The organism is Nocardiopsis sp. NPDC006832, from assembly GCF_040635885.1.
In the GTDB taxonomy this organism is placed as follows: domain Bacteria; phylum Actinomycetota; class Actinomycetes; order Streptosporangiales; family Streptosporangiaceae; genus Nocardiopsis.
Genome location: NZ_JBEYLC010000024.1, coordinates 1 through 11,847 on the forward strand (window position 1 = coordinate 1; position 11,847 = coordinate 11,847).

Consider the following 11,847-nt stretch of genomic DNA (forward strand, 5'->3'; position numbering starts at 1 on the left):
AGGTCGGGCGTCGCGGCATGGGGCTCATGCTTGCGGCCTGACAGCAGCAGCGTGGGGGAAGTGCCCGGACCGTTACCCCTTCTCAAACACGCTCTAAGGCCGGCCACCTGTCGACGGAGCACTGAGCAGGTGAAGTCCGGCGGGAAAGGGACATGGGTGGGACCGCCGTGAAGAATGGTCCAAAGACCCCTTTACCGGAGGCCTTCGGCACTTGCGTGCGACGGAGTGACAGCTCGGGAAAGTAGCCGGTCAGGGTGGGTGACTTGAGGCACGTCGTAGTTCGTGGGGGCGAGTCGAACCCGTACAGAACGCCCATAGACTCGGTTGTGGAACCTTTGGACAGCAGCCGGAAAGAGTCCCCATGAGTGAGACAGACGGCGACCACTTCGATCCTCACGAACACGACCGGCTGTCCCTGCCCCAGGTTCGGTTGGACGACCTGCTCGACGAGGTCCGGTCCCGATTGACCGAGATCTCCCGCAAACAGGAACGCGTCCACACCCTCCTGGAAGCGGTCATCTCCATCGGTGAGGGCCTCGAACTGGACCCCCTCCTGCTGCGGATCGCCGAGACCGCCACCGGACTGGTGAACGCGCGCTACGGAGCCCTGGGGGTGATCGGTCCCGACGGGAACATGAGTCGGTTCATCCCGGTGGGTCTGGAACCCCACGAGATCTCCTCCATCGACCACTGGCCCCGGGGCGAGGGCATCCTCGGGCTGCTCATCAAGGAACCCGAGCCGTTGCGGCTCAAAGAGGTGAGCGACCACCCCGAGTCGCGGGGGTTCCCCGAGGGGCACCCGCCGATGCACACCTTCCTGGGGGTGCCGATCCGCATCCGCGACAAGGTGTTCGGCAACCTCTACATGACCGACAAGCACGACGGTACGGAGTTCACCGGCGACGACGAACTCCTGATGCGCGCCCTGGCGACGGCCGCGGGCACCGCGATCGAGAACGCCCAACTGTTCGCGCAGACCCAGAGCCGTGAGACCTGGCTGGACGCCTCCGGGCAGATCACCACCCGGTTGCTGTCCGGGGCCGCACCCGAGGAGGTATTGCGCCTGGTGGCGCGCCGGGCCCGGGTGATGGCGCACTCCGACATCGCGATCATCGCCATGCCCGGCGAGGACCCCGAGACCCTCACGGTGCGGGTGTGGGACGGCCCCGAGGACCAGTGCGAGTCCTTGGCGGCGGGGGCGCGCGGGGCGACCCTGACCCGGGCCGAGGACACCCTGCTGGGCCGGGTCTACCTGAGCGGCACCCCACTTCAGACGGACGTGTCCGAGTTCGAGCACCTCGGGGTCGGCTTCCTCACCCGGATGGGGGTCGGTCCCGTGCTGGTGCTGCCGTTCGGTCCGCCCGACGGGGCCCGAGGTGTGCTGGTGCTGGCCCGGGACCGCGGCCGAGAGGACTTCCAGGACAGCTGGTCGAACATGTTGTCGTCGTTCACGAACCAGGCGGCGGTCGCCCTGGAGTTGGCCGAGGCCCGCCTGGACTCGGAACGGTTGAGCGTGCTGGAGGATCGGGACCGGATCGCCCGCGACCTGCACGACACCGTCATCCAGCGGCTGTACGCCACCGCCATCACGTTGATGGGCACGGTGCGACGGATCGACGACGCGACCTCCTCCAAGCGGGTGCAGGGCGCGGTGGACGACCTGGACGACACCATCCGACAGATCCGGTCGACCATCTTCGCCCTACAGAGTTCGGGTGAGGACGACTCCTCGTGGTTGCGTTCGCGGGTGCTGGAGTTGGTCAACGCCTCCGCTGAGACGTTGGGCTTCGCGCCCAGGCTGCTCACCCAGGGCCCGGTGGACAACGCCGTGGACGAGCGGGTGGGCGAGCACCTGATCCCGGTGCTGCGTGAGCTGCTGTCCAACGTGGCCCGGCACTCGGGGGCGACCTCGGTGGACGTGGAGCTGTCGGTGGACAACGGTGAGGTCGTGTTGCGGGTGTCCGACAACGGCCGTGGCGTCCCCGAGGGAGTGGCGCGCAGCGGGTTGCGCAACCTGGCCTCGCGCGCCGAGGAGTTGGGCGGTGCGATGGCGGTGGCCTCCGGCCCCGGCGAGGGCACGGTGGTGGAGTGGTCCGCGCCCGTCCAGCGTGAGGGACAGACCCTGGAAGGTTGATCGGGCCCGGCGGTCGGATCCGAGGCGTTTCGAAATCCCGTTGCCTCGACAACCCCTGAGAGCGGACAAGGAGCCGGGCCCGCCCCCTTCGGGAGGCCCGACTCCTTGTCCGTTCCGCACGGCTCAGGCGCTCTGGTCCATGGACAGACGCACCGCGTAGGCCGCCGCCTGGGTACGGCGGGCCATGCCGAGCTTGGCCAGGACTCGGGACACGTAGTTCTTCACGGTCTTCTCCGCCAGGTACATCCTGGCGCCGATCTCCCGGTTGGTGAGTCCCTCACCGATGAGCTCCAGGACACGGCGTTCCTGTTCGGTGAGCTCGCTGAGCGGGTCCTTGCGGCCGGCCTCGTCGCGCAATCGCTTGAGCATGCGCGCGGTCGACTCCGGGTCCAGCAGGGATCGCCCCTGGGCGACCGTGCGGACGGCGCCGACGAGGTCGGTTCCGTGGATCTGTTTGAGGATGTAGCCGGCGGCACCCGCCATGACCGCCCCGTAGAGGGCCTCATCGTCGGAGTAGGACGTGAGCATGAGCATGTGGGTGTCGGGAAGCATCGACCGGATCTCCCGGCAGACGGTGACACCATCACCGTCGGGGAGTCGAACGTCGAGTACGACCACGTCGGGTCGGAGCGCGGGCACCCTGGCCAGGGCCTGCGCGGCGGTACCGGCCTCGCCGACCACCTCGATGCCCTCCTCGTCGTCGAGGAGTGACCCCACGCCTCTCCGGACGATCTCGTGGTCGTCGACCAGGAACACCCGGATCGATCTGTCGCCGCCCATCAGGTGCGCACCTCCATAGCACTGGTGACCTGAGGCGGCAGCGCCGCCTTGGGTTGTGGGCCTTCGCCGCCCGTTGTGGCGCACCGTCGGGCGGTTGCGAGCCGTGTGTTCGCCCTCGGTCCGAAGGCTCGGACCAGGTGTTACCACCCTATCCGGGTGTGTTCGCCACCAGAGGGGGCGAACGTCCCTTCCCGTTTGAGTCCTGTGTCCCGACGGGTAATGCGCGAACGAGGACCTTCGCCGTGGATCAGGGGGATCCCGGCCCCTTTTCCGGTGTTCGTGGACGGACGACGATGAAGAGGGCGGATGCACGGAAGGTACCGGATTTCGGGGGGCTTGTGGTGGTTGGAACAAGCGACGCCGGGGCGTCCAGGAGCGGGCGGGACACGGGACCCGGATCGCCACCGGAACAGCGCACGGCGTCGGAGGAGTTCGCGGGCACCGAACGTCTACACGAGGGCGAGCGGCGATCGCTGGGCGCGGACCTGTCCACCGGCGGGCAGGTCTCGTTCACCGTCCTGGAGCGTCAGACCTGTCTGAACCTGTTGGCCACACGGGACATCGGGCGGGTGGCCTTCACCATCGACGGGGACGCCGCGCCGACGGTGCTGCCCGTCAACTACGCGCTGCTCAACGACACGATCGTGTTCCGCTCGACGTTGGCCGGCTCCATCATGCGTTACGCGCGCGGGTACGCGGCCTTCCAGGTCGACCACCTCGACGAGGAACGCCGTGAGGGGTGGAGCGTGCTGTGTTCGGGGCGTTGCCGGTGGGTCCGTGACGACGGGGAGTTGGAACGCGTCCCGCAGGGCCGTATGCCGCGACCATGGGCGGCCGGCCCGCGGGACCAGGTCCTGAAGATCGTCCCGGCCCGGATCAGCGGTCGGGAGATCCAGCGGGCCTGATCCCGCGAACACGCACATGGACCGGGTGTCCGGATCAGGAAGGATCCGAACACCCGGCCTTTTTGTTCGTTCTGTCGTCTTTCCGGGTATCGATGGCGGCATGGGAATGCAAAGCCGGTTCCCGACACGGTGCGTCCCCCCTTCGCGGGGACGTGGCGCGGAGAGCATGCCGGCATGTGCCATCGACCGGTTCGTTCCTCTTCGGCCCCCGACCCTCGCCGCCGCCCCTCCATGTCCGGGGGCGCCGTGATGAGGACGACCTGGCGACGAGTGGCCCTGGGCGCGGGTGCGGCCGGTGTCGCGACGTTGTTCTCCGTCTCGGGCGCCGCGGTGCCCGAACACGCCACCGCGCTGAACACTCCCCCTTCGGCGGCGCCGTTGGAGCCCCTTTCGCGGACCGCCGAGGACGGGCTCGCCGTCGAGGTGCTGTCCTCTCGGCCCGACACCGTCATGGGCGAGACGGTACTGGTCCGAGTGACGCCGCCGGCCCCCCACCAACCCCACCGGGTGCGGCTGGAATCGAATGGCGATGACGTCACCGAGGCGCTGCGGCGGGTGCTTCTACCCGGGGTGGGCCCGGTGTTGGAGGGGACGGTCTCGAACCTGTCCGAGGGGACCAACTCACTGGTGGCCTCGATCGAGGCCGCGGAGGAGGAGACGACCCGGGAGGGCGGCTCCGCGCCCGAACCGGTGGAGCTGATCGTGACCGCCCACCCGTTGTCGGGGCCGGTGTTCTCCGGGCCGCACCAGGAACCGTTCGTGTGTCGGACCGAGGACTTCGACCTGGCCTGGGGCGGGACGCTGGGCGCCGCCCTGGACGAGGACTGCTCGGTCACCACCCGTGTGGGGTACGTGTACCGATCCACCGACGAGGAGTTCAAGGCGTTGCCGGACCGGGACCGGCTGCCCACCGACGTGGCCACCACGACCACCTCCACCGGGGCGGAGGTGCCCTACACCGTGCGGGTGGAGACCGGGACGGCCAACCGTTCGGTGTACGAGACGGCCCTACTGCATGATCCCCGCGACCCCGAACCCGACCCGTGGACCTCCCCCGAAGGTTGGAATCGGCGCCTGGTGTACAAGTTCGGCGGTGGCTGCCCGGGCGGTTGGTACACGCAGGGCGACCACACCGCCGGGGTGGTGGACCACGGCATGCTCTCCCAGGGGTACGCGGTGGCCTCGGCGTCCTTGAACGTGTTCGGCAACAACTGCAACGACCTCCTCGCCGCCGAGACCATGGCGGCCACCAAGGAACGTTTCACCCTCGCCTACGGCTCCCCCGACCACACCCTGGGCTGGGGGTCCTCCGGGGGTTCGTACCAGGCCCACCAGATCACCGACAACCAGCCCGGGCTGCTGGACGGGATTTTGGTCTCGCAGAGCTACCCGGATGTGGGTTTCGCGACCACTCCGGCGGCGACCGACGCGCTGTTGCTGCGTTCCTACGCCGAGAGGCACCCCGAGGCGCTCACCCCCGATCAGGTGGGCGAGGTCTCCGGGTTCGGTGGCCCCGAGGGGGTGACGGCGATGGCCGGCGCGGCGTCGCGGATCGATCCGCGGGGCGTGTGCCCGGACTCACTGCCCGAATCCGAGCGCTACCACCCCGAGGACAACCCCGACGGGGCGCGCTGCGACCTGTACTCGCACACCGTCAACGTCTACGGGACCGATCCCGGCACCGGGCTGCCCCGGCGGCCGTTGGACAACGTCGGTGTCCAGTACGGTCTGTCTGCGCTGATGGCCGGGGACATCGACGTGGACGCGTTCTTGCACCTGAACGAGCACATCGGTGGACTCGACGCGGACGGTCAGGTGGTGGCCGAACGTACCGAGGGCGACCCGGAGGCCATCGCGGCGGCCTACGACAGCGGCCGGTTGTTGCACGGGGGCGGCGGGCTGGCCGACGTCCCCGTGGTGGACCACCGCCCCTACCAGGACGACACACCGGGCGGTGACATCCACATGCGCTACCACTCCTTCTCCACCCGGGAGCGGTTGGTCCAGGCCAACGGCACCGACGCCAACCACGTGATGCTGGTCGAGCCCTACCGGTCGGGGGTCTTCGACTCATCGAGCCCGGTCGCCGGGCGCGCACTGAGGGAGCTGGACTCCTGGGTGAGCGCGGCCGCCGACGACGCGCGGGTGCGCCCGCGCTCCACCCCGATCGAGCGGGTGGAGCGCACCCGCCCGGACTGGCTGACCGATTCCTGTTGGATCGGGGGCGAGCGTGTGGTCGCGCCCCAACTGCCCCTGCCGGCCGGTCAGGGCGACCGGTGCGCGGACGCCTTCCCCGTGCACGGTTCGCCGCGGACGGTGGCGGGCGGCCCGCTCGCTTCGGACGTGGTCAAGTGCCGGCTCACCCCCTTCGACGAGAGTGAGCATCCGGTGGAGTTCGACGACGAACAGGCCGAACGAGCCCGGGAGGTCTTCGCGGAAGGGGTGTGCGACTGGTCGCGTCCGGGGGTGGATCAGCGACCGCCGAAGGGGCCCTGGCAGTTCTTCTGAGCCCGCCACGACCGTGCCCGGGGCCGGCGGAGCCGACGAGGCCGAACGGATGACCGCGGGGTCAGTCCGCGGGGCGGTGTAGGACGAAGATGCCGCCGTAGGCGGGCTGGTCGAGGCGTTCCTCGTCGGTGGCCACGTATTCGTCCAGAATGGCCAGGATTCGCCGGTCCAGTTCCTGGAGCCCGTCGTCGCTCAGGTGCAGGACGAAGCGGGCGTAGGTGCGCAGCGACTCGGGCCCGGCCTGGGCGAGTTCGTCTTGGAAGGCCTGGACCGGCGCGGCCCGCGCGATCGGTTCCTCGTCCGCGAGCGGACCGTCCAGCCACCAGGTCACGGCGGTGGCACGGTAGGGCTTCTCCAGGGCTCCCCCACTGCCGGTGCGGACCGGGGCGGCCGTCAGGAGCCCCGCCTCCACCAACTGCCGGACGTGGTAGAGGACCGTGCCGGGTGAGGTCTCCAGGCGGTCGGCGAGCTCCTTGTTGGTGAGTTCGCGCAATCGGCACTCGCGGAGGATGCGCAGGCGCAGGGGGTGCCCGAGGGCCTTGGCCTCCTGGGCGGTGGCGGGGCGGCGCTTGCCCGGCTCGAACGCGGCGGGCGGGGCCGGCTCCGACTCACTCATGTGGGCAACGCTACCGGGTCGATAGATTGAAGCCAATCGATTGAGTTTTATCAATCGATCTGTCATCGTCGATCCATGGCCGAGAACGACGGGCACACGCCCTCCACCCCTCCGTCCGGCACCACCACGACCGCCCCCGGACCACTGGGCGGCCCCTACTGGCGGCTATGGACCTCCTCAGGGCTGTCCAACCTCGCCGACGGCGCCCTCAAGGCCGCCCTGCCCCTGGTGGCCCTGCGCCTGACCGACTCACCCCTACTGATCGCCGGAGTGGCCACCGCGCTGAGCCTGCCCTGGTTACTCTTCGCGTTACCCTCCGGTGTCCTGGCCGACCGGCTCGACCGCCGAGTGGCCATGGTCGGCGCCAACGTCGTGCGCGCCGCCCTCCTCGTGCTGCTGGTGCTCTCCCTGTCCCTGGGGTTCGGTTCGATCTGGCTGCTGTACGCGTTCGCCTTCGCCATCGGGGTCACCGAGACCCTCTACGACACCTCCGCCCAGTCGATCCTTCCGCAGATCGTCCCCCGGAGCAGTCTGTCCCGGGCCAACGGCCGCCTGTACGCGGCGGAACTGACCGGGCAGGAGTTCATCGGCCCGCCACTCGGCAGCGCCCTGGTGGCGGTCGGTGTCGCCTTGGCCTTCGTCACCCCGGCGGCGCTGTGGGCCGCCGCCGTGGGAATGTTGCTGCTGGTCAAGGGCCGATTCCGGGTGAAGAGGACCGGGCCGGCCACCACCATGCGCACCGAGATCGCCGAAGGAGTGCGGTTCCTATGGGGCAATCGACTGCTGCGCCGGTTCGCCCTCATGGTCGGGGCGTCCAACTTCGCCACCCAGGCGGCCTTCGCGGTGTTCGTGCTCTACGCGGTGGGCCCCGGTTCGCACCTGGGGTTGCACGAGGCCGCGTTCGGCCTGCTGCTGATCTCCACCGCCGTGGGCAGCCTGATCGGGTCCTTCCTGGTCGAGTGGGCCGAACGGTGGTGCGGGCGCACCTGGGCGCTACGCGTCTCCGTGGTCGGGTTCGCCCTGCTGCTCGGGGTACCCGGGCTGAGCACGAACCTGTGGGTGGTGACGGCGGGCCTGTGCGCGGGCGGTGTCGCCATCATGGTCTGGAACGTGATCGTGGTGTCGCTACGCCAGCGGTTGACCCCCGACCACCTTCTCGGCCGGGTGAACAGCGTCTTCCGGCTGCTGGCCTGGGGCACCATGCCGCTGGGCGCGGCCACCGGCGGGGTACTCGCCTCCCTCATGGGGCTCAGGCCGATGTACCTGCTGCTGGGCGGGTCGATGTTGCTGCTGTTGCTGCCGTTGATCCGGCTGAGCGACGCGCGCTTCGACGCCGCCGAAGCCGAGGCCCTCGCCCGGGAAGCCCGCTGAATTCGATGGACCATGGGCGCTAGCCCGGTCAGGATGGGGCGCATGAGTTCCACCGAACCCGCCCCGGACGACGTCGAGGTGTTGGAGGGCGGCAACGTCGCCGAGAGCGTGCTGCGCGTGGGCGCCACGGTGCGCAAGCCGTGGCTGCCCTCCTCCCCCGCCGTCACCGAACTCCTGCGTCACCTGAACCGGCACGGCTATCCGGCCGCACCCGCCACGCACGGGCGGCACCCGGAGGGTTCCCAGTGTCTGGAGTACGTGCCCGGGACCCTGGCCGACCGGATGGCGCCGATGTCCACGGCCGGGCTGCGGCGGGTGGGCGCGCTGATCCGGCGCCTGCACGACCTGACCACCGACTTCATCCCGCGAGGCGAACCCGTGTGGGGATCGGTCTTCCCGCCGGAGGAGGGCGAGGTCATCTGCCACTACGACCTGGCCCCGTGGAACCTGGTCGTCGGCGGGCGGGACACCGGGAACGCGGAGCCTCACTGGTGCTTCATCGACTGGGACGGCGCCGCCCCGGGTACCCGGATGGGCGATCTGGGCTACGCGGCGCACGGGTTCGCACCCCTGCACGCCGGCGGTGATCCCGACATCGACGGCCGGCGTCTGCGGGCGCTGGCCGACGGCTACGGCTGCGACCTCGAACAGCGCGCGGCGCTGCCCTGGGCCGCGCTGCACCGGGTGCGCGGCATGTTCGAACTGCTGGAGGAGGGCGCGCGGACCGGGACACAACCCTGGGCGCGGTTGCACGCCGAGGGCCACGCCGACCACTGGGGCCCGGCCGCCGACCACATCGAACACCACGCGGACCTATGGGCGCGGATGCTCACCGCGCCCTGACGGCGGCCCCTCAGGCGGGGCGGGTCCAGACGAAGGCGGCCGAGATGGGGTGACCGCGAAACCTCTCCCACTTGGGTTTGGCCGCCACCCAGCCCTCGTCCACCACGGCCTCCTCCAACGCCACCAGCCGCCACCCGGCGGCCAGGGCGGCGCGCACGTGGTCACCGACGTGGTGGACGTGCGTGGTGATGGCGACGTCCTCACCGGAGGCGTCGGTGAAGTGGGTGGGCATCCCCGAGACCATGATGAACTGCGGGTGGTAGGCGACCAGGACGAAGTGCCCGCCGGGCCGGGTGAGCCGCCACGCCTCGGCGTAGAGCGGGTCGAGCCCGGGCAGGTGCTCGTCGATGAGCGAGGCGATGGTCAGGTCGTAGGAGCCGGCGGGCAGTCCGGTGGCGCGCACGTCGCCTTGGGCGAGGGTGGCGTGGGCGCCGCGCTTCTCGGCCAGCGCGAGCATCCCGGCGCTCAGGTCCACACCGTCCACGCGTGGGATCCCGCGTTCTCGAAGCCAGGCGCCGGTGCGCCCGGTTCCGCACCCCAGGTCGGCGGCGCGGTCGATCGTGCCCCAGTCGGGTGCGGTGAGCCCGGCGAGCAGACCCAGGTCCATCGCGTCAAGGACGGACTCCTCGTAGGTGGTGGACCATCCGTCGTAGCCGGTGGCCACGTCCACGGTGCGATAGTGGCGGGTGTCGAAGGTGGAGAAGTCGGCCATGGCGACGAGTATCCCGTGTTCGGGACGGGTACGGCCACCCGTTTTCCGGAGTATGGCCCTCGCGGAAAATGCGTTGCCCGCGCGGATGGCCCTCCCCTAACGTGGACGTCATGGCAGCATTCCACGCGATCTTCCAGGGTCCACAGGCCTGGCCCGCGGTCGCCTACGCACGACTCCGGTCCGCTCAGCCGGCCCGGTAGCCGAACCCCTCTGAGCGCACCGCCGTTCCCGCGTCCTCATCGGCGCGACGTCGGCGGTGCCGGGTTCGTCCTTCGTCGCACCCGCGTCTTCGCCGGTCCGGTCTCAGCCGACGCCCCTTTTCCCTTTCGGGCGGTCGGCCGGCGGACCCTGTCCCTTTTCTGACGCGCCCTGGCCGGGCGTGGGTCCCGTCGTGCCGTTCACGCCCTCGTCGGCCACCCCCGGTGGCGGAACGGACCACGCACGCATGGCACGCGCCAGGAACAACGACCGTCGACGTCTGTCCCAGAACTTCCTCGCCGATCCGGCGACCGCCCGTTGGGTGGTGCGCACCGCGCGAGTGGGACCCGAGGACCTGGTGTTGGAGGTGGGTCCGGGTGAGGGCGCCCTCACCCGCCACCTCACCCGGGACGCGCGGCGGGTGATCGCCCACGAACTCGATCCGCGTCTGGCCGACCGACTGGCCGAACGCTACCGGGAGCGCGCACCCGGGTTGCGGGTGGTGCGCGGGGACTTCACCCGATCGCGTCCACCGGGCTCCCCCTTCGTGGTGGTCGGCAACATCCCGTACTCACGGACCTCCGACATCGTCCGTTGGTGTCTGGAGGCCCGCCACCTGACCTCGGCCACGCTCGTCACCCAGTTGGAGTACGCCCGCAAACGCACCGGGGCCTACGGGCGGTGGAGCAAGGTGACCGTGCTGAGCTGGCCGGAGTGGTCCTGGACCCTGGCCGGGCGGATCGACCGGCGCAGGTTCCGTCCGGTGCCACGGGTGGACTCGGGTGTTCTGGTGCTGCGCGCCCGGGAGGAACCGTTGCTGCCCCGGGAGCACTTGGACGAGTACCGGTGCCTGGTGGAACTCGGTTTCGGTGGGGTGGGCGGTTCGCTTTCGGCGTCCCTGCGCCGCGCGTACCCGGCACGGAAGGTGACCAGGGCACTGGGCACGGCGCGGGTCGCGGCCGGCGCACCGGTGGGGTTGGTGACGCCCGGACAGTGGGTGACGTTGACGCGTGTTCTGACCGATTGAGGCCCCGGCCAGGCCGGGGATCGCGCACCGACCTCACCTAACGTGGGTTTATGCGACGAATAATGCCTTACGCACTGTTGTTGCCGTTGGTCCTCGCCGCTGCCGCGTGCGCCTCCCCTGCGGAGATGGCGCTGGAGGACCCGGTGGAGACCTCCGCCACCGAGGAGGAGACCACCGGGTCCGCCCCGACCGATGAGGCCGACGAGGGGGAGGGCGGCGCCCCGGGCACTTCGGACCAGAGCGGTGCTCCCGACGCCGGGGACACTCTGGCCTTCGGGGAGCCGGCCGTCTTCCCGCACCCGGTGGGCGCCTACGAGGAGGAGTTCCAGGAAGGGATCGAGGAGGACGTGGTCTACACCGTGGACGACGTCACCACCGACGGAGCCGGGAACGCCGGCTTCACCCTGACCGTGGATGTGCCCGAACTCGGCCGGGTGTTCGGCCTGGGCAACATGTCCGTGGAGTGTTTCTTCGACGAGGCCGGCACCCCCGCGACCAGCGACGCTCCGGTCACGGAGGCCGAGGCGGGGACCCACACCATGGACATGGAGTGCGAGGCGCCGCAGAGCGCTCAGGACCTGACCGTGGTGATGACCAACGCCGAGGACGAGGCCACCTGGACCGGCCCCCTGGAGTGACCCTTCGGACCGGGACATCGGGCCCATCACCGTGGCCGGCCTCGTCGCCGGGGCCGCCCTGTTCGAGGGCGGTCGCCTGGATACGCTCGGTGAGGAGGAGCCCACCGCGTTCCGC

The 11,847-nt window shown here is 70.3% G+C and carries 10 protein-coding genes; 7 read left to right on the plus strand and 3 right to left on the minus strand.

Features of this window, described 5'->3' with window-relative positions; translation table 11 throughout:
- The first annotated feature begins 361 nt into the window (after positions 1-361).
- Positions 362-2,134: a GAF domain-containing protein gene (locus ABZ717_RS13580; protein WP_358509157.1), complete on the plus strand. Its 1,773-nt coding sequence runs from the start codon at positions 362-364 to the stop codon at positions 2,132-2,134.
- Between the two features lie 123 nt (positions 2,135-2,257).
- Here ABZ717_RS13580 and ABZ717_RS13585 read toward each other — a convergent pair whose 3' ends face one another.
- Positions 2,258-2,914 carry a response regulator transcription factor gene (locus ABZ717_RS13585; protein ID WP_067601144.1) on the minus strand — a complete coding sequence of 219 codons (657 nt, stop codon included), beginning with the start codon at positions 2,912-2,914 and terminating at the stop codon, positions 2,258-2,260.
- A gap of 341 nt (positions 2,915-3,255) precedes the next feature.
- Between ABZ717_RS13585 and ABZ717_RS13590 the strand changes: the two genes are divergently transcribed.
- Entirely contained in the window at positions 3,256-3,819 is a 564-nt protein-coding gene (locus tag ABZ717_RS13590; RefSeq protein WP_358509160.1) for a pyridoxamine 5'-phosphate oxidase family protein, read from the plus strand.
- A gap of 249 nt (positions 3,820-4,068) precedes the next feature.
- Positions 4,069-6,327: a DUF6351 family protein gene (locus tag ABZ717_RS13595; protein WP_358509162.1), complete on the plus strand. Its 2,259-nt coding sequence runs from the start codon at positions 4,069-4,071 to the stop codon at positions 6,325-6,327.
- A gap of 61 nt (positions 6,328-6,388) precedes the next feature.
- Here the strand turns inward: ABZ717_RS13595 and ABZ717_RS13600 are convergent, their stop codons facing one another.
- Complete coding sequence (locus tag ABZ717_RS13600) at positions 6,389-6,943, minus strand: helix-turn-helix domain-containing protein (RefSeq protein WP_358509165.1); 555 nt, start codon at positions 6,941-6,943, stop codon at positions 6,389-6,391.
- A gap of 75 nt (positions 6,944-7,018) precedes the next feature.
- Between ABZ717_RS13600 and ABZ717_RS13605 the strand changes: the two genes are divergently transcribed.
- The gene (locus ABZ717_RS13605) at positions 7,019-8,314 is read left to right on the plus strand and encodes an MFS transporter (protein ID WP_358509168.1); all 1,296 of its coding nucleotides are present in this window, start codon (positions 7,019-7,021) and stop codon (positions 8,312-8,314) included.
- A gap of 42 nt (positions 8,315-8,356) precedes the next feature.
- On the plus strand, positions 8,357-9,157 hold the full coding sequence (locus ABZ717_RS13610) for a phosphotransferase (protein ID WP_358509171.1): 801 nt from the start codon (positions 8,357-8,359) through the stop codon (positions 9,155-9,157).
- A gap of 10 nt (positions 9,158-9,167) precedes the next feature.
- Here ABZ717_RS13610 and ABZ717_RS13615 read toward each other — a convergent pair whose 3' ends face one another.
- Positions 9,168-9,869 carry a class I SAM-dependent methyltransferase gene (locus tag ABZ717_RS13615; protein ID WP_358509173.1) on the minus strand — a complete coding sequence of 234 codons (702 nt, stop codon included), beginning with the start codon at positions 9,867-9,869 and terminating at the stop codon, positions 9,168-9,170.
- Between the two features lie 445 nt (positions 9,870-10,314).
- On the opposite strand from ABZ717_RS13615, the gene erm reads away from it, so the two are divergent.
- A complete protein-coding gene (gene erm, locus ABZ717_RS13620; RefSeq protein ID WP_358509176.1) occupies positions 10,315-11,094 on the plus strand; it encodes an ErmE/ErmH/ErmO/ErmR family 23S rRNA (adenine(2058)-N(6))-methyltransferase in 780 nt (259 codons plus the stop codon).
- Between the two features lie 62 nt (positions 11,095-11,156).
- Positions 11,157-11,732 (plus strand): hypothetical protein, encoded by a 576-nt coding sequence (locus tag ABZ717_RS13625; protein WP_358509179.1) that lies wholly within the window; start codon positions 11,157-11,159, stop codon positions 11,730-11,732.
- Positions 11,733-11,847 lie beyond the last annotated feature (115 nt).

Coding starts and splice junctions, on each gene's coding strand:
- ABZ717_RS13580 (WP_358509157.1), top strand. CDS start 362: ATGAGTGAGACAGACGGCGACCACTTCGATCCTCACGAACACGACCGG.
- ABZ717_RS13585 (WP_067601144.1), bottom strand. CDS start 2,914: ATGGGCGGCGACAGATCGATCCGGGTGTTCCTGGTCGACGACCACGAG.
- ABZ717_RS13595 (WP_358509162.1), top strand. CDS start 4,069: ATGAGGACGACCTGGCGACGAGTGGCCCTGGGCGCGGGTGCGGCCGGT.
- ABZ717_RS13600 (WP_358509165.1), bottom strand. CDS start 6,943: ATGAGTGAGTCGGAGCCGGCCCCGCCCGCCGCGTTCGAGCCGGGCAAG.
- ABZ717_RS13605 (WP_358509168.1), top strand. CDS start 7,019: ATGGCCGAGAACGACGGGCACACGCCCTCCACCCCTCCGTCCGGCACC.
- ABZ717_RS13610 (WP_358509171.1), top strand. CDS start 8,357: ATGAGTTCCACCGAACCCGCCCCGGACGACGTCGAGGTGTTGGAGGGC.
- ABZ717_RS13615 (WP_358509173.1), bottom strand. CDS start 9,869: ATGGCCGACTTCTCCACCTTCGACACCCGCCACTATCGCACCGTGGAC.
- erm (WP_358509176.1), top strand. CDS start 10,315: ATGGCACGCGCCAGGAACAACGACCGTCGACGTCTGTCCCAGAACTTC.
- ABZ717_RS13625 (WP_358509179.1), top strand. CDS start 11,157: ATGCCTTACGCACTGTTGTTGCCGTTGGTCCTCGCCGCTGCCGCGTGC.